18 protein-coding genes are annotated in these 15,744 nt (G+C 70.2%); 8 read left to right on the top strand and 10 right to left on the bottom strand.

Annotated features, from left to right (window positions below; translation table 11 throughout):
• Window positions 1-42: 42 nt before the first annotated feature.
• Together ABR571_RS05485 and ABR571_RS05480 are read right to left on the bottom strand one after the other, a co-directional pair.
• Window positions 43-663, bottom strand: coding sequence for a PadR family transcriptional regulator (locus ABR571_RS05485; protein WP_409452180.1), 621 nt, complete (start codon window positions 661-663; stop codon window positions 43-45).
• Between the two features lie 27 nt (window positions 664-690).
• Window positions 691-1,428 (bottom strand): oxidoreductase, encoded by a 738-nt coding sequence (locus tag ABR571_RS05480; protein ID WP_409452179.1) that lies wholly within the window; start codon window positions 1,426-1,428, stop codon window positions 691-693.
• 112 nt (window positions 1,429-1,540) lie between these two features.
• On the opposite strand from ABR571_RS05480, the gene ABR571_RS05475 reads away from it, so the two are divergent.
• The gene (locus ABR571_RS05475) at window positions 1,541-2,125 is read left to right on the top strand and encodes a phage holin family protein (RefSeq protein WP_409452178.1); all 585 of its coding nucleotides are present in this window, start codon (window positions 1,541-1,543) and stop codon (window positions 2,123-2,125) included.
• 8 nt (window positions 2,126-2,133) lie between these two features.
• On the top strand, window positions 2,134-3,078 hold the full coding sequence (locus tag ABR571_RS05470; RefSeq protein WP_409452177.1) for an alpha/beta fold hydrolase: 945 nt from the start codon (window positions 2,134-2,136) through the stop codon (window positions 3,076-3,078).
• 68 nt (window positions 3,079-3,146) lie between these two features.
• Here ABR571_RS05470 and ABR571_RS05465 read toward each other — a convergent pair whose 3' ends face one another.
• From ABR571_RS05465 to nth, 4 genes are read right to left on the bottom strand one after another with little or no spacing between them, the layout of a single operon-like run.
• On the bottom strand, window positions 3,147-4,340 hold the full coding sequence (locus tag ABR571_RS05465) for a MarP family serine protease (RefSeq protein ID WP_409452176.1): 1,194 nt from the start codon (window positions 4,338-4,340) through the stop codon (window positions 3,147-3,149).
• Between the two features lie 4 nt (window positions 4,341-4,344).
• Window positions 4,345-4,758, bottom strand: a complete 414-nt coding sequence (locus tag ABR571_RS05460) for a cupredoxin domain-containing protein (RefSeq protein WP_409452175.1) — start codon at window positions 4,756-4,758, stop codon at window positions 4,345-4,347.
• Window positions 4,759-4,812: 54 nt separating this feature from the next.
• Window positions 4,813-5,466, bottom strand: coding sequence for an NUDIX hydrolase (locus ABR571_RS05455; RefSeq protein ID WP_409452174.1), 654 nt, complete (start codon window positions 5,464-5,466; stop codon window positions 4,813-4,815).
• Window positions 5,463-6,194 carry an endonuclease III gene (nth, locus tag ABR571_RS05450; RefSeq protein ID WP_409452173.1) on the bottom strand — a complete coding sequence of 244 codons (732 nt, stop codon included), beginning with the start codon at window positions 6,192-6,194 and terminating at the stop codon, window positions 5,463-5,465. Before nth ends, ABR571_RS05455 begins: the two co-directional genes overlap by 4 nt.
• 121 nt (window positions 6,195-6,315) lie before the next feature.
• On the opposite strand from nth, the gene ABR571_RS05445 reads away from it, so the two are divergent.
• Window positions 6,316-6,561, top strand: a complete 246-nt coding sequence (locus ABR571_RS05445) for a hypothetical protein (protein ID WP_409452172.1) — start codon at window positions 6,316-6,318, stop codon at window positions 6,559-6,561.
• Between the two features lie 83 nt (window positions 6,562-6,644).
• The gene (locus tag ABR571_RS05440) at window positions 6,645-7,319 is read left to right on the top strand and encodes a Crp/Fnr family transcriptional regulator (protein ID WP_409452171.1); all 675 of its coding nucleotides are present in this window, start codon (window positions 6,645-6,647) and stop codon (window positions 7,317-7,319) included.
• Here the strand turns inward: ABR571_RS05440 and ABR571_RS05435 are convergent.
• From ABR571_RS05435 to ABR571_RS05425, 3 genes are read right to left on the bottom strand one after another with little or no spacing between them, the layout of a single operon-like run.
• A complete protein-coding gene (locus ABR571_RS05435; RefSeq protein ID WP_409452170.1) occupies window positions 7,316-8,104 on the bottom strand; it encodes an MBL fold metallo-hydrolase in 789 nt (262 codons plus the stop codon). The two genes, ABR571_RS05440 and ABR571_RS05435, sit on opposite strands and share 4 nt — an antisense overlap.
• Entirely contained in the window at window positions 8,101-8,874 is a 774-nt protein-coding gene (locus ABR571_RS05430) for an NUDIX hydrolase (RefSeq protein ID WP_409452169.1), read from the bottom strand. Before ABR571_RS05430 ends, ABR571_RS05435 begins: the two co-directional genes overlap by 4 nt.
• The gene (locus ABR571_RS05425) at window positions 8,871-9,329 is read right to left on the bottom strand and encodes a RidA family protein (RefSeq protein ID WP_409452168.1); all 459 of its coding nucleotides are present in this window, start codon (window positions 9,327-9,329) and stop codon (window positions 8,871-8,873) included. Before ABR571_RS05425 ends, ABR571_RS05430 begins: the two co-directional genes overlap by 4 nt.
• Window positions 9,330-9,413: 84 nt before the next feature.
• On the opposite strand from ABR571_RS05425, the gene ABR571_RS05420 reads away from it, so the two are divergent.
• From ABR571_RS05420 to ABR571_RS05410, 3 genes are read left to right on the top strand one after another with little or no spacing between them, the layout of a single operon-like run.
• Window positions 9,414-10,439: an ArsA family ATPase gene (locus tag ABR571_RS05420; protein ID WP_409452167.1), complete on the top strand. Its 1,026-nt coding sequence runs from the start codon at window positions 9,414-9,416 to the stop codon at window positions 10,437-10,439.
• Window positions 10,436-11,590 (top strand): ArsA family ATPase, encoded by a 1,155-nt coding sequence (locus tag ABR571_RS05415; protein WP_409452166.1) that lies wholly within the window; start codon window positions 10,436-10,438, stop codon window positions 11,588-11,590. The genes ABR571_RS05420 and ABR571_RS05415 overlap by 4 nt, the downstream gene beginning before the upstream one ends.
• A gap of 45 nt (window positions 11,591-11,635) precedes the next feature.
• Window positions 11,636-14,059 (top strand): transglycosylase domain-containing protein, encoded by a 2,424-nt coding sequence (locus ABR571_RS05410; RefSeq protein WP_409452165.1) that lies wholly within the window; start codon window positions 11,636-11,638, stop codon window positions 14,057-14,059.
• Window positions 14,060-14,088: 29 nt separating this feature from the next.
• Here ABR571_RS05410 and ABR571_RS05405 read toward each other — a convergent pair whose 3' ends face one another.
• Window positions 14,089-14,550: a GatB/YqeY domain-containing protein gene (locus tag ABR571_RS05405; RefSeq protein ID WP_409452164.1), complete on the bottom strand. Its 462-nt coding sequence runs from the start codon at window positions 14,548-14,550 to the stop codon at window positions 14,089-14,091.
• 50 nt (window positions 14,551-14,600) lie between these two features.
• Here ABR571_RS05405 and ABR571_RS05400 point away from each other — a divergent pair, with 50 nt between their 5' ends.
• Window positions 14,601-15,479: a metallophosphoesterase gene (locus tag ABR571_RS05400; RefSeq protein WP_409452163.1), complete on the top strand. Its 879-nt coding sequence runs from the start codon at window positions 14,601-14,603 to the stop codon at window positions 15,477-15,479.
• Window positions 15,480-15,744: the final 265 nt, after the last annotated feature.

Raw genomic sequence — 15,744 nt, 5'->3', positions numbered from 1 at the left:
CTCCGACATTAGTCAAGTTTGACTACAACACGCGCGGCGCGTCTAGCGCTGTGCGCCCTGCCCGGGACCGAGCGGCGGAAAACCGGGTTCGCCCTCGAACTTGTACGCGCCGTCGCGGACCCGCTTCTGGAAGCCGCGGGTCCACTCCAGTTCGGCGCGGGTGTGCGCGGACAGGAAGTCGAGGATCTCGCGGACGTGCTCGGGCACCTGCCCGTCGGCGCCGTCGGCGCCGTCCTTGATCGAGGCGCGCATGAACGCCGTTGACTCGAGCGACGCGTCGAGCAGGCTGATCCGGGCGTGCAGGGCGCGGACCAGCTCTTCGCGCGGGAAGAACGGAAGCAGCGCTAGCGCCGGGATGAGCGGGACGGCCGGCGGTTTGACCGTCCACCACGCTTCACGCAGGAGCAGTCCGAACTCCTTCTCACCCTCGCCGGTGAGGACGTAGGTCGTCCGCTCCGGCCGCGACTCGTCGCTCTCGCGGGAGTGGACGGCGATGCACGCGTCCTTCTCGAGGGTGCGCATCGCGCTGTAGATGGAGCCGGGCTTGACGTTGGCGACTTCTTCGAGGCGCCAGCTCACCAGCTCGCGACGGACGTCGTAACCGTGCACCGGTTGCATGATGCGGATGGCGCCGAGGACGAGCAGGCGGGTAGCCGATGACATGGGTGCGAGGATAGTCCAGCTTGACTATCACCCGCGGGCGATCGCCTCACAGATGGCGGTGGCCTCCTGGGCGCCGGCGACGAGCGCGTCGGCGCAGTGCACGAGCCACCGCCCGATGCCTTCCGGCGTCTCGGTCCGGTAGCCGGCAAGAGCCTCGTCGTAGGACGAGCGCAGCTCGCGATGGCCGGCCTCGACCACGACCAGTGACTTCGGGTCGAGGCCGCGCTCGACCAGCGTCAGCCGGACGGCGGCCCGGGCGACGATTCCGGAAGCCGGCGGAAAGGCATCGAGGCCGAGCAGCTCGCCGTGCACGATGCCCGCGACGATGACGGCCGGCGCCTTCGTGGTGGCGAGTACGAGGGTGAGCGTGTCCAGGCGCTCCGCGGTCCCCGGCCGGGGGCGCCCGAGGTCGTCGACCGGCAGCCGGTCGGTCGCGGCCAGCGCGTGCAGGCGCGCCAGTGCCTGCCGGGGGGCTCGCGTCCACGTGTCGGCCAGCGCGCCGATCTCCGACTGGGCCCGCAGCGCGCCCTGCACGACCGGGTCGTCGGCCAGCGCGCCCGAGCGGACGTCGTCCAGCGCCACGTCGTCGCCGGCCAACCAGGCCGAGGCCCAAGCACCGCGCAGTGACGATTCGGCCGAGACGTCGGCCGAGCGTCGCCGCAGAGTGCGGTTCGCGAGCAAGGCGTCGACCGCGGCCCGCGTGCGGGTGACGCCGTCCGCGACTCCGGGCAGGTCGAGCAACGGGGCGAGTGGATCGGCGGGCACGGCTACACGCTAACGAGCGGATCAGCGGCGAGCTGATGCACGTATCGGAGCAGACTGGAATGATGCGGACGACGCACGTCCCGCTGAAGTACCCAGACGAAGGAGCCGACCCGTGACGGCGAGCTCGAGCCCGGCCCCGAAACCCACCCCCCGCCCGGCCCGGCACGCCTCGGGCGGCACGAGCAGCAGGGCCGAGCCTCCGACCACCCCGATCACCACATCGGCCGCGGCGACGGCGGCGCGAGCGGCGACCAGTCAGCCGGCCGCGGCGGCGAGCGGGCAGCAGCCGCCGGCGGTGAGCAGCAACGGCAGGCACGCGGCCGAGCCGAGCGTCGGCAAGCTCGTGTCGGACGCGTCCACCCACCTGTCGACGCTGATCCGCGGCGAGATCGAGCTGGCCAAGCTCGAGCTGCGATCCACGGTCAAGAACGCCGGCACCGGCATCGGCCTGTTCGCCGGCGCGGCCGTCGTCCTCGTCTTCTCGTTGATCTTCGCCTTCCTCACCCTGGCGGAGGGCATCGCCGCGCTGGGCCTGGACCGGTGGCTGGCCTTCCTGATCGTCTTCGTCCTCCAGCTGCTGATCGTCGGGCTGTTCGTCTGGATCGGCATCAAGAAGGTCAAGAAGGTCAAGGCACCGAGGCGGACCATCAAGTCCACGCGCGACACCGTCGACTACCTGAAGAAATCGCGGGGGTAGGAACCCGCATGGGGTTCGGCCCGCTTCCGGGTGCACCCGACAGCTCGATCGTCCTCGTCGACGGACCGTGGACCCATCGGATGGTGCGGGCGAACGGCATTGCGCTGCACGTGGCCGAGCTCGGTACCGGGCCGCTCGTGCTGCTCCTGCACGGATTTCCGCAGTTCTGGTGGGGCTGGCACCAGCAGCTGACCGATCTGGCCGACGCCGGCTACCGTGCCGTGGCGGTCGACCTGCGCGGGTACGGCGCCAGTGACAAACCGCCCCGCGGCTACGACTCGATGACCCTCGCCGCCGACATGGCCGCGCTGGTGACGTCGCTCGGCGAGTCGGACGCGATGATCGTCGGCAACGACGTCGGCGGAACGCTGGCCTGGACGATCGCCGCCCGGCACCCGCGCGTCGTCCGCTCGATGGTGGTGCTCGGCGCCGCCCACCCGCTGCGGATGAGGCATGAACTGCGGCCCGGCGCCGGGTCGCAGCAGCGTCACGCGTCGAGCTACATCCTGCGCACGTTCCAGGTGCCGCGCCGGGCCGAGCACCTGCTCTCGCGCGACTCGCATTGGGTGCGCGAGCTCTACGACCGCTGGTCAGGGCCGCGGTGGCGTGGCACGCCGCGCTACGTCGCCGAGGTCGAGCGCTACGCGCAGGCCATGCGGATCCATCCCGTGTCCTACTGCGCGGCCGAGCACTTCCGGTGGACGGTTCGGTCGCTGGTGCGCAGCGACGGACGGCAGTACGCGGCGTCGCTGCGCAACCCGATCACCGCACCCGTCCTTCATCTGCACGGCGACTTCGACTCCTGCGTGCTGCCGCGCACGGCGCAGGGGTCGGGGCAGTACGTCAGCGGGCCGTACGAGTGGCGCGTCCTCGACGGGGTCGGCCACTATCCGCACAACGAGGTGCCCGACTTCGTGAGCGGCGAGCTGATCCGCTGGGCCAAGACCCACTGACCCCCGCTTTGCACCTTTCAGGGCGGTAAATCGGCCCGATTTACCGCCCTGAAAGGTGCAAAGCCGGGTCAGTCCGGGGTGCAGCCGTGGGTGCCCACCGGCTGCGTCAGGGTGCGGCCGCGCTCGGCGTCGTCGCGGATCTCGTCGTCGGTGAGCGCGAAGCCGGTGTCGGGTGAATCGCTGGCCGTCGCGAACACCATCCCCAGCACCGTTCCGTCGTCGGCGAGCAGCGGGCCGCCGGAGTTGCCGCTCCGCACGACCGCACGGATCGAGTAGATCGACCGGCGGACGCTGCTGTTGCCGTAGATGTTGGTGCCGCCGACGGTCGTCCTGGCCCGCACCCGAGCCGACCGTACGGTGAACGGCCCGTTCTCGGGATAGCCCAGAACCAGGGCCGGGTCGCCCTGCTTCGCGTCCGCGGTGGCGAACCGCAGCGCCGGCGCGCTCAGGCCGGGGACGTCGAGCACGGCGACGTCGCGGTCGGGGTCGTAGACGACGACGTGGGCGGCGAGGTTCTGGTGATCGGTCACCTGGACCTCGACCTCGCGGGTGCCGGCGACCACGTGCGCATTCGTCAGGATGCGGTGCGGCGCGAAGACGAAGCCCGAGCCCTCGATCCCCCGGCCGCACTGCGGCGCCTGGCCGTAGATCTTGAGCACCGAGTCGGCAGCGATCTCGACCCGCCGGCGCACGTCGGGGCTCAGATCCGACGGCGGCGGCGGCACCGCGACCACCGACGTCGACGGCAGGTCACCGAAGACCGGCGGGAAGCCGCTCTGGTCGAGGAAGCCGCGCAGCGAGGAGTACAGGTGCCGGACCCCGGTGGGCATCACGCCGTTGATCTCACGGACGATCTTGGAGTGGCTCGCTTCGGCGGACAGCCTCGGATACGGAGAGGACGCCAGCGGCACGGCGACCATCCAGGCCACCAGCAGCACCGACAGCACGCCCAGTGCCGCACCGATGCCGGAGTCCCATGGCCGCCCGGCCTCCCGCACGACCTTGGCCCGGACGTGGCCCGCGACGTACACGCCCAGCAGCTGCCCGAGCGTCGCGACGACGAGCACGCAGAAGATGGCGACGGGTATCTGCGCCCGGCCGTCGGCGAGGTGCGAACCGAGCGGCTTGGCCAGCTGCGCCCCGAGCACCGCGCCGCCGAAGAAGCCGAGCAGCGAGAACGCCCCGACGACCGCGCCGCTGCGAAAGCCGCCGATCGCATAGGCGATCGCCGCGAGCACGATCGTCAGGTCGAGGAGGTTCACCCGCTCACTTCACGATCAACTTTCCGGTCTGCCCCTGAGCGATGTGGATGCTGCACACGAAGTTGTACGTCCCGGGAGCGGGCGCCGTGAAGGTCACCGACTCGCTGCTGCCCGCCGTCGCGAGTGGGACGTCGGCGCCGGGAAGCTTCGAGAAGATGACGTTGTGCGGAGGGCCGGCGCCCGGCTTCGACGTGTTCTCGAGGATGATGCGGACCTTGCCGGCGTGCACCACCAGCGTCGACGGGTGGAACCGCAGATCGACGCCTGAGGTCATCACGATCTGCTGGACCCCGTCGACCGGCGAGGCCGTGGCCGTACCCGCCTGCGGACGCTTGTTCGTCGGCGACTCCCGGTTCGAGCAGCCCGCGAGCAGGGCGAGGACGGCGACAGCCAGCGACGCGCGGCGGAGGCTGACCATGCCCGTGACGCTACCGGCGCAAGCTGGGCGGCCGGCCGCGGCGTCGGTCGGCCTTCAGCGCCGGTAGTAGATGGCCGGCAGTTCGCGGGTAACCGACTTGTCCCATGGCTGAGCCCAGCCGCCGAATTCGAGCAGCCGGTCGACGAGTCCGGCCGTGAACCCCCACACGAACAGGTCCCCGGCCTCGAACGCGGGTCCGAGCCAGCCGGACGGATGGGTGACCACGAACCGATTCGCGGGGTCGGCCAGTTCGGCGATCGGGACGAGCGCCACCCGCGCGACTTCCCGCTTGTCGACCGGCGCCACTTCGTGCGGGTGCTGCCACCAGGCCAGCACGGGGGTCACGACGAAGCCGGACACCGGGATGAAGATCGCCGGCAGGTCGGTGACGACCCGGACGCTGCGCGGATCGAGGCCGACCTCCTCGCTCGCCTCGCGCAGTGCGGCGGCGTCGAGCGACTCGTCGGTCGGGTCGAGGGAACCACCGGGAAAGGCGACCTGCCCGGCGTGCGTGCGCATGTCCGCGGCCCGCTCGATGAGCAGGACGGCCGGCCCCTGCGCGGTGTCGGCGAGCGCGATGAGCACGGCCGAGGCCCGCCCGCTGCCGTCGTCGGGAGGCAGGAACCGGGACAGGTCGCTGCCGTCGATCTCGACCGCCCGCTCGGCCAGCGGGCGCAGCCAGGCGGGCAGCTCATCGGCCTCGGTCATGAGGCGACCATCTGTTCCTCGGACTTGACGAGCGTGGCCGCGATCGCGGGATCGGACGGCCCTTCACCGAAGGACGGGCACGAGCGGGCGATCGGGCAGGCGCCGCACGCGGGTTTGCGGGCGTGGCAGATCCGCCGCCCGTGCCAGATGGCGCGGTGGGAGAAGATCGTCCATTCCTTCTTGGGGATGAGCTCGGCGACGACGTGCTCGACCTTCACCGGGTCGGTCTCGGCCGTCCATTGCCATCGGCGCACCAGACGCCCGAAGTGGGTGTCGACGGTCAGTCCGGGAATGCCGAAGGCGTTGCCGAGGACGACGTTGGCGGTCTTGCGGCCGAAGCCGGGCAGCGTGACGAGGTCCTCCAGCCGGTTCGGCACCTCGCCGTCATAGCGCTCGACCAACGCCTGACCCAGCTTGATCAGCGAGGTGGTCTTGTTGCGGAAGAACCCGGTCGGCTTGATCAGGCGCTCGACCTCGTCGCGGTCGGCCGCGGCGTAGTCGGCCGCCGTCCAATACTTCGCGAACAGCGCCGGGGTGACCTCGTTGACGCGCCTGTCGGTGCACTGAGCGGACAGGATCGTCGCAACCGAAAGCTCCAGCGGATTGCCGAAGTCGAGCTCGCAGTGCGCGGTCGGGAACGTCTCGGCCAGCTCGCGGTTGATGCGTCGGGCCCGGCGGGTCAGCGCGAGCGGCGTTTCTTCGATCGCAGTCTTCGATGGCACCGTCAAGCCTCGCTTCGCTCGGTTGACGGGCGGAGCCGCATTCCGATGGTTCGTTCGCTTCGCTCACGCACTCGGCCACAGTAGAACTGTCCGCCGACCACGCGTGTAAGGCAGAATGGACGGCATCATGATCGGCTTCGCGCTGCTGCTGTTCCCCTTCGTCCTGCTGGGCTTCGTCATGCTCATGGCCCGGGTCGAGGAACCGCTGAGCATGGTTGCCGACGAACGCGACATCGAGCAGTTCCTCGACGACGCCAATCCCGAGGAGCTGGACGCCTTCGTCACCGAGGGCACGGATTCGGCCCTGGCCCGGTTCCGGGCCCGGCTCGGGCTCGGGCGGCTGCGCCGCGGTTGGCGCAGATCGTCGAACTGATCGCGCCCTCCCTTTTGGCATGGCACTAGACTCCGCGCCAGACTGTGACCAGGCTCGCATCGAGCGAGCGACGAGGAGCACACGTGGACGAGATCCTGCGCAGGGCCGGCCTGTTCCAGGGCGTCGACCCCGACGACGTCGAAGCACTGTCCGGTGAGTTCGAGATCTTCGAGGCGCCGCGTGGCGCCGTGCTGTTCAACGAGGGCGAGCCCGGCGACAGCCTGTACATCGTCCTGGCCGGCAAGGTGAAGCTCGGCCGCCGGTCGCCGGACGGGCGCGAGAACCTGGTTGCCATCTACGGCCCGTCCGACCAGTTCGGTGAATTGTCGCTTTTCGACCCGGGCCCGCGCACGGCCACGGCCACGGTCGTCACCGACGCCCGGCTGGCCAAGCTGCCGAAGTCGGCGCTGCAGAAGTGGGCCACCGAGCGGCCGCAGATCGCGATGCAGTTGCTGCGCGTCGTCGCCCGCCGGCTCCGGCGGACCAACACGATGCTCGCCGACCTGATCTTCGTCGACGTGCCGGGACGCGTGGCCAAGCAGCTGTTGCAGCTGGCCCAGCGGTTCGGCTCCATCGACGGCGGCCAGCTGCGCGTCACCCACGACCTCACGCAGGAGGAGCTCGCCCAGCTCGTCGGGGCCTCGCGGGAGACGGTGAACAAGGCGCTGGCCGACTTCGCGTCGCGCGGGTGGCTGCGTCTGGAAGGCAAAAGCGTCGTCATCCTCGACCGCGAACGCCTCGCCCGCCGCGCCCGTTAAGGCGTGATGCGCAGGTAGTCGAGCTGCGCTTCGACCGACAGCTCGGCGGCCCACCAGACGGCCTCGTCGACTTCGGCGTAGACGAGCTCGACGATCTGCCGCGCGGACGCGTCCGGGCCCAGTTCGGCCAGCGCCGCCCGCACCTGGTCGAGGCGCTCCTGCCGGTGGGCCAGATACATCGCGGCCACCTCGGCGATCGACGGCAGGTCAGGCCCGTGCCCGGTCAGCACCGCCGCGTCGCCGTAGGACTGCAGCCGCTGCAGCGACTCGAGGTACGCGCCGAGTATCCCGTCCGGGTGCGCGACCACCGTGGTCCCGCGCCCGAGGATCGTGTCCCCCGTCAGCACCGCGTCCCGCTCCCCGAGGACGAACGAGGCCGAGTCGGCGCTGTGGCCCGGCGTAGCCAGTACCTGCACTCGGACGCCGGCGGCCTCGATGGTCTCGCCGTCGACGAGGGCCGACCCGCCGTGGCAGTACTGCGGGTCGATGGCCCGCACGGGCGCACCGACCCGGTCGTGCAGCGCGGCCGCGGCCTGGCTGTGGTCGAAATGGCCGTGCGTCACCAGCACGAGCGAGATGGACGGCGCGGCAGCGCACAGGGCGTCGAGATGCGCGTCGTCGGACTGGCCGGGATCGACCACCACGGTCTGGCCCGAATCCGGCCCCCGCAGCAGCCAGGTGTTGGTGCCGTCGAGCGTCATCGGACCGGGATTGCTCTGCAGCAGCACCGCGGCCACCGGCGTCACTCGGCGCACCGTCTCGTACGCGGGGTGAGAGACGGTCACCGGAACATGCTCCGAGGTACGGGGACGAAGGACCCGTCCGGCAGTTCGACGGCCACCGACCCGTCGTCCCCCACCCGCACCTGTGGACGGACGGGGTCCAGGCGGCGCTCGGCCGACGCCGCGACCACCTCGGCCACCGTGTCGAACTCGACGAGGGAGGCGAGCGTCGCGAGGGTCGGCGGCAGCATCTTTCGTTCCCCGCGCTGCGCCTCCTCGATCGCGGCCCGGACGGCCACCCAGGCGGCGGCGCTCGCTTCGGTCGTCACGTCCTGCGCCTCGGCCGCCTCGGGCAGCGCTCCGACGAAGAAGCGGGTGTCGTAGCGGCGCGCTTCTCCCGCGGGCGTGATCCACCGCGACCAGGGGTACAGCGCGTGGGCGTCGATGGCCAGGTCGTTCGCGCGCAAGAGGTCGCCGAACGACACCAAGCCACGTTCGACATCAGCCCGGGCATCGCTGAGATCGGCCACCGGGACGCTCAGCAACACCCCGGTTTCTTCGAAGGTCTCGCGGACGGCGGCGCCGAGCAGCGCGTGCGCCGTCGGCTCGTCGCAGCCGAAGCGGGCCGCCAGGAGGGCGACGTCCCCGCCGGCCAGTGGCAGCGACGCGTCGGACGGGTCGACGCGGCCGCCGGGGAACACCGTCATGCCGGCAGCGAAGGCCATTTGGGTGACGCGCGTCAGTAACCACGCCTCCACCCCGTCGACGCCGTTGCGCAGCAACACGACGGTGGCCGCCTCGCGAACCGGCACCTCATCGGCCGGCTGCGTCACCGCACCTCCACGATGAGCTCGATCTCGACGGGGGAGTCGAGCGGGAGCGACGCGACGCCGACAGCCGAGCGGGCGTGGGCGCCGGCGTCGCCGAAGACCTCGCCGAAAAGGTGGCTGGCGCCGTTCACCACGGTTGGGTGACCGGTGAAGTCCGGGGCCGAGGCGACGAAGCCGACCACCTTGACCACCCCGACGACGGTGTCCAGCCCGACCAAGGCGTGGACGGCCGCCAGCGCGTTGAGTCCGGCCGTCCGCGCAAGATCGGCGGCGTCCTCGGGGCTGACGTCGGCACCGACCTTGCCGGTGCGGGGCAGCGTGCCGTCGACCATCGGCAGTTGGCCCGATGTGTAGACGAAGGAGCCGCTGCGCCGGGCCGGCACGTAGGCGGCGAGCGGGGCGACCACGGAGGGAAGGGTGATGCCCAGGTCGTGCAGCCTTGCAAGTGCATCTGTCATGCCCGGGACGCTATCTGCTCCGTGGGTCACTGTGCGACGACGCCGCAGCCGGGCCGCACAGGCCCATCTCCTACGCTGGCCAATATGGTCGCCACGCGCGCAGCGTCTCGCCCCGGTTCGCGCCCCGCGCCGGCGTCGCTCGTCGACGGCATACCGGCCAAGGCGCGTCTGCACGTCGTCACCGGCAAGGGGGGCACGGGCAAGTCGACGGTCGCTGCTGCCCTCGCCCTGGCGCTGGCCGACGGCGGGCGCAAGGTCCTGCTCGTCGAGGTCGAATCCCGGCAGTCCATCGCCCAGCTCTTCGACATGCCGCCGATGCCGTACAGCGAGGAGCGGCTGACCACCCTCGGCAACGGCGGCCAGCTGTTCGGTCTGGCCATCGACCCCGAACAGGCCATGCTCGAGTACCTCGAGATGTTCTACGGCCTCAAACGGGCCGGCAAGGGCCTGAAGAAGATGGGCGCGGTGGACTTCGTGACCACCCTGGCGCCGGGCCTGCGCGACGTCCTGCTCACCGGCAAGGTCAAGGAGGCGGTGGTGCGGGTCGCGGCCGACGGCTCGCCGGTGTATGACGCGGTCGTGTTGGACGCGCCGCCCACCGGGCGGATCGGCCGCTTCCTCGACGCCACGCAAGAAGTCGCCAAGCTGACCAAGTTCGGCCCGATCAGCAACCAGAGCGAGGGCGTCATCAAGCTCCTGCACGGCCCGAAGACCGCGGTGCACATCGTCACCCTGCTCGAGGAGATGCCGGTCCAGGAGACGATCGACGCGGCGGCCGAGCTGCGCCGGCTGAACTTCCAGCTCGGCGCGCTCATCGTGAACCGCGCGCGGCCGACCCTGATCACCGACGACCAGGTCGGCGGCGAGGGCGAGGTCGACCTGCCGCTGCTCAAGGCCGGCCTGAAGAAGGCGGCCATTCCCGCCGCCCACGGCAAGGCACTCGCCCAGGAGATGGCGGCCTACCTCGAGCGCCAGCACGTCCAGGAGGAGAACGCGGCCCGGCTCGATGCGCTCGACCTGCCGCGCGTCGAGTTGCCCGACCTGAACCCGCCCGTCGAACTCGGTGAGCTGCGCGACCTGGCCGCCCGGTTTCTGGAGCCGACGCCGTGACGCGGACCAACCCACCCCTCGACGCGGCCGCACTCGTCCGCGATCCGAAGACCAAGGTGGTGGTCACCTGCGGCAGCGGCGGCGTGGGCAAGACGACGACCGCGGCGGCCATCGCCATGATCGGGGCCGAAGCCGGGCGGCGCACCGTGGTGCTGACGATCGATCCGGCCCGCCGGCTCGCCCAGTCGATGGGACTGACCGAGCTCGACAACACCCCGCGTGAGGTCAAGGGCGCGACGAACGGTTCGGGCAACGGCGGCCAGCTCTTCGCGATGATGCTCGACATGAAGCGCACGTTCGATGACGTGGTGCTCGAGCACTCCACGCCCGAACGAGCCGAACAAATCTTCGCCAACCCCTTCTACCAATCGCTGTCGTCGTCCTTCGCCGGGACGCAGGAGTACATGGCGATGGAGAAGCTGGGTCAGCTCGTCGCCACCAACGAGTGGGACCTGATCGTCGTCGACACGCCGCCGTCACGCTCGGCGTTGGACTTCCTGGACGCCCCGAACCGCCTCGGTCGCTTCCTCGACGGGCGCATGATCCGGCTGCTGACCGCACCGGCCAAGGCCGGCGGCAAGGCGTACATGAAGGTTGTCACCGTCTCGGTCGGCATGGTCGCCCGCGTGTTCACCAAGGTGATCGGCGGCGACTTGCTCAACGACCTGTCGACGTTCGTCACCGCCCTGGAATCGATGTTCGGCGGCTTCCGGGAACGGGCGCAGCAGACCTACGAGCTGCTGAAGACGCCCGGCACCGCCTTCCTGGTCGTGGCCGCGCCCGAGCCAGACGCTCTGCGCGAGGCGTCCTACTTCGTCGAACGGCTGTCGGCCGAGCGGATGCCACTGGCCGGCATCGTGGTCAACCGCACCCGCCGCGCGGTTCCCGTCGAGGGCAGCCAGCCGCTGAGCGCCGCCCGGGCCGAACTCGCCGCCGACGCGCTGAAGGGCGACGACCCGGCCTCAGCCCTCGCGCGCTCGGCGTTGCTGGTTCACAACGAGATCGCCGCGGCCGCCGAGCACGACGCCCGGATGACCAAGCGGTTCTCGGCCGCCCACCCCCAGGTGCCTTTGGTTTCGGTGCCGGCGTTGCCCGCCGACGTGCACGACCTGGACGGGCTGCGGACGATCGGGCGCCTGCTGGGCGCCTGAGGGACGCACCCGGCCCATCGGCACCGCCCCGTACCCTCATATCCCGTGGCCGCCGATCCCTACCGTCCGGACCCCTGGAAAACGCTGGGCAAGCTCGTCGGCTCGCTGTTCGCGGTGGCCATCCTGGGCGCGGGTTTGCTGCTCCCCTATGTGGGCGGCCTCGGCGTCGTCGCCGGCCATGCCGCGGGCAAGTTCCTCGACACGAACTGCACCCTCCAGGAAAGCCAGCCACCGCAGAAGACGACGGTGTACGCCCGCGACGGCAAGACGATCATCGCCACCCTGTTCAGTCAGGACCGCGTCCCCATCCCGCTGAGCCAGATCCCCAAAGCGCTGCAGGACGCGCTGGTCGCGACCGAGGACCGCCGGTTCTACAAGCACCACGGGGTCGACCTGCGCGGCCTGTTCCGGTCGGCGCTGAGCACCAGCGGCGGCGACACCCAGGGCGGTTCGACCCTGACGATGCAGTACGTCAAGCAGGTGCGCTACTACCAGGCGATCAACGACCCCAAGAAGCAGCAGGCCGCCATCGCGGTCAACCTGCATCGCAAGATGGAAGACGCCAAGTGCGCGATCTACATCGAGAAGACATTGCACGAATCCAAGGACACGATCCTCAACAACTACCTCAACATCGCGTTCTTCGGTGAGCACTCGTACGGCATCCAGACTGCGGCGGAGACCTACTTCAACAAGCCGGCCTCGCGGCTGACCCTCGCCGAGTCGGCGCTGCTGGTCGGCCTGCTCCGCGCACCGTCGGACTACGACCCGTTCCTCAACCGCGCGGCCGCCAAGGAGCGGCGTGACCAGGTGCTGCAGAACCTGGTCGCCGTCCACAAGCTGAGCCAGGCCAAGGCCGACGAAGTGAAGGCGACGCCCGTCGCGCTGGCCTCGTCGTCGCCGCCGCGGGTCAAGCAGGGCTGCGCCAACTCGAGCACCACAGTGCACAACGCGGCCTTCTTCTGCGAGTACGTGGCCGACTGGCTGGAGACCGTCAACGGGATCAAATCCTCTGACCTGCAAACCGGCGGCCTCAAGATCGTGACCACGCTCGACCCGACGCTGCAGAACCGGATCCAGGCGAAGATCAACCGGTCCGTGCCGCCGACGTCCACGATGACCGCGGTCGAGCCGGTGATCGATCCGCACACCGGCGACGTGCTGGCCATGGGTGCGAGCAAGCGGTACGGGCTCGGCCGCGGCGAGACCGAGCAGCCGATGTTCACCAAGTACACCGCCCAGGGGGCATCCACCTTCAAGCTGTTCCCGCTGCTGGTCGCGCTGTCGACTGGCGTCCCCTCGGACTGGAAACTGACCACGGTCGGAAGTTTCGGCACGTTCAAGCCGAAGAACTGCGCAACCCGCAGTAGCTCGATCAACGGCGACGCCAATGTCAACTACAACGCGACCGAGTCGCTGGCCAGCGCCACCGCGAAGTCGTCGAACAGCTTCTTCGTCGGGCTGGCCGACGAACTGCTCGACTGCAACCTCCAGCCGATCGTCGACATGATGGCCAAGCTCGGGATGCGCAGCCTGCAGGAGCACAACCCCAAGGACTCGCCGCAGCGCACGATCGCGCAGACGATCGTCGACCAGGACCGCGCCCAGCAAGTCGTGCTCGGCTCGGTCGAGACGAGCCCGCTCGAGCTGGCCGGCGCCTACGCCGCGATCGCGAACGGCGGCAAGTACAACCTGCCGGCGCCCGTCCTGTCGATCAACGACAGCCGCGGCCAGACCGTCGCCGTGAAGCGGACAGCCGGCGTGCAGGTCGTCGCCCCGCAGGTGGCGGCCCAAGCCGTCGACATCCTGTCCGGCGACACGAAGGGCGTCGGGACGTCAGCCGGGGTCTTCGACAACTGGTACGCCGGCAATCCCAGCATCATCGCCGGCAAGACGGGCACCAACGCGGCGAACAGCAGGAACAACAGCTCCGTGTGGTTCGTCGGCATGACTCCGAACCTGGTCGCATCCACCGCTGTCATCAACTTCGACAACTCGAGCGCGCCGTCGTCAGGGCTGGTCGGGGAGAGGAAGGGTGCGGCCTACGGCGACTTCGCCGCGAAGGTGTGGCTGCAAACGTTGCAGTCGTCCTTGCGCGCCCACCGATGGGAATGGCCGAACCCGGACGACATCGGCTCCGAGGTGCCGGACATCGCCGGCCAAAGCCTCGCCGACGCGAAGCGGCAGCTCGACGAGGCCGGGTACAAGATGGTGCGCCTGGACGCCGCGGACAACCTCACCTGTCCGAGCGCGGAGCCGTTCGACACCGTCGGGTTGTACGGCCCGCACCGCGCAGCGGCCGGAACGACGATCACCGTCTGCGTCAGCAAGGGCACCCTGCAGCATGTCGTCATCCCCGTGATTCCGAAGCCGCGCAAGAGGACCGGCGGCGCCCGCGCCACCACGTCCAGCGGCGTTCCCAACCCGAAGCCCACGTCCAGCAAACCGGGACACGGGCACGGACACTGACCCGATGGGCGTTGGCCGGCCGGGTCGTCTCAGGCCAGTCGCCGGCGCACCTCGTCGCTGACCCGTTTCCCGTCGGCCCGGCCGGCGACTCGCGGCTGTACCAGCTTCATCACCGCGCCCATGTCTCCCGGGGTGGTGGCGCCGGCTTCGGCGATCGCCGCGGCAACCAGTTCGCCGAGCTCGTCATCACCGAGCTGCGCGGGCAAATAGCGATCGAGCACCGTTCCTTCGGCCCGCTCGCGCTCGGCGAGTTCGGTGCGTCCGGCGCCGTCGAACGCCTCAGCGGCCTCGCGGCGTTTTTTCGCCTCGCGCCCGAGCACCCGCAACACCTCGTCGTTACTCAACTGTCGCGCGGCCGACCCGGCCACCTCTTCGGTGGTCACCGCGGTCAGCGCCATCCGCAGCGTTGCGGTCGTGAGCTCGTCACGGGCCTTCATCGCCGCGTTGAGATCGCTGTGCAGGCGCTCCTTGAGGCTGGGCTGCTCGGTCATACCTCGACGGTACCGACCGGATGCACGAGCGTTGTCCGTAGGCTGAGCCGATGCATCGCAGGCTGACCGCAGTGGCTGCGGCCGGAGCCGGCGCCGCCTTCTACGGCACAGTCATCGAGCGCAATGCGTTCACGGTGAGGCGGTTCGAGGTACCGGTGCTGGATCCGGGCGCGCAGCCGCTGCGGGTGCTGCACGTGTCCGATCTGCACATCACGGCCGGTCAGCGCCGCAAGCACGCATGGATCCGAGGGCTGGCCGAGCTACGTCCCGATTTGGTGATCAACACCGGCGACACGCTGTCGGCAGCCAACGCGATTCCGGCCGTCATGCGTTCGCTCGAGCCGCTGTTCGCGTTCCCCGGCGCGTTCGTTCCGGGCAACAACGACTACTACGCGCCGCGGCCGAAGAACCCGGCCCGCTACTTCGGCCCGCCTCGACGGTCGACGCACGGCGCTCCGTTGCCGTGGCCGCAGATGGCGGCGGCGATGACCCACGCCGGCTGGCTCGACCTCACCCATGTCCGCACGGTCGCGACAGCAGCCGGCCAGCGGGTCGCCCTGACCGGCACGGACGACCCGCATCTGCGCCGCGCGCGATACGGCCTGGTGGCCGGGCCGGCCGAGGCCGACGCCGTCGTGCGCATCGGCGTCACTCATTCGCCGGAGCCCGCGATGCTCACGCGGTTCGCCCGCGACCGCTACGACCTCGTGCTGGCCGGGCACACCCACGGCGGTCAGGTGCGAGTGCCGTTCGGGCCGGCGATCGTCACCAACTGCGGGATCGAGCGCACGCGGGCCCGCTGGTTGCACCGGTGGGACGACCACATGTTCTTCCACATCAGTGCGGGTCTGGGGACGGGCCCGTGGACGCCCATCCGCTTCTGCTGCCGTCCCGAGGCGACGCTGTTGACGCTCGTCCCCCGTTCCTGACGGCTCGGCGTCGCCGCCCGCTTCCTGCCCGGACCTTGTCCGCGCTTCCCCACGCTATGACGTGGTTTGGCGCGGACAAGTCCGCTGTCCACAGCCTGCTTTTCCCGGCGTTTCTGTCGGTCGGGTGTCGAGTCCCAGGACTTCGCTGACAGATTTATGTCTCGGGACATCGCTGACACCTGACGTGCTGTGGGCTGCTGCTCATGGCGGGGATGGTGGTTGCGATGGATGTTCGGATGGCGGCTGCGCTGGCGCAGGGTGTCGA

The organism is Jatrophihabitans sp. (assembly GCF_046262535.1).
Taxonomy (GTDB): domain Bacteria; phylum Actinomycetota; class Actinomycetes; order Mycobacteriales; family Jatrophihabitantaceae; genus Jatrophihabitans.
Note: the sequence above shows the minus strand (reverse complement) of the source record. Positions and strands in the feature narration are given on the sequence as shown.

Bases quoted from the DNA above. Each gene is read 5' to 3' on its own strand.
- ABR571_RS05485 (WP_409452180.1), bottom strand. From the start codon at position 663: ATGTCATCGGCTACCCGCCTGCTCGTCCTCGGCGCCATCCGCATCATG.
- ABR571_RS05470 (WP_409452177.1), top strand. From the start codon at position 2,134: ATGGGGTTCGGCCCGCTTCCGGGTGCACCCGACAGCTCGATCGTCCTC.
- ABR571_RS05460 (WP_409452175.1), bottom strand. From the start codon at position 4,758: ATGGTCAGCCTCCGCCGCGCGTCGCTGGCTGTCGCCGTCCTCGCCCTG.
- ABR571_RS05455 (WP_409452174.1), bottom strand. From the start codon at position 5,466: ATGACCGAGGCCGATGAGCTGCCCGCCTGGCTGCGCCCGCTGGCCGAG.
- ABR571_RS05445 (WP_409452172.1), top strand. From the start codon at position 6,316: ATGATCGGCTTCGCGCTGCTGCTGTTCCCCTTCGTCCTGCTGGGCTTC.
- ABR571_RS05425 (WP_409452168.1), bottom strand. From the start codon at position 9,329: ATGACAGATGCACTTGCAAGGCTGCACGACCTGGGCATCACCCTTCCC.
- ABR571_RS05420 (WP_409452167.1), top strand. From the start codon at position 9,414: ATGGTCGCCACGCGCGCAGCGTCTCGCCCCGGTTCGCGCCCCGCGCCG.
- ABR571_RS05405 (WP_409452164.1), bottom strand. From the start codon at position 14,550: ATGACCGAGCAGCCCAGCCTCAAGGAGCGCCTGCACAGCGATCTCAAC.
- ABR571_RS05400 (WP_409452163.1), top strand. From the start codon at position 14,601: ATGCATCGCAGGCTGACCGCAGTGGCTGCGGCCGGAGCCGGCGCCGCC.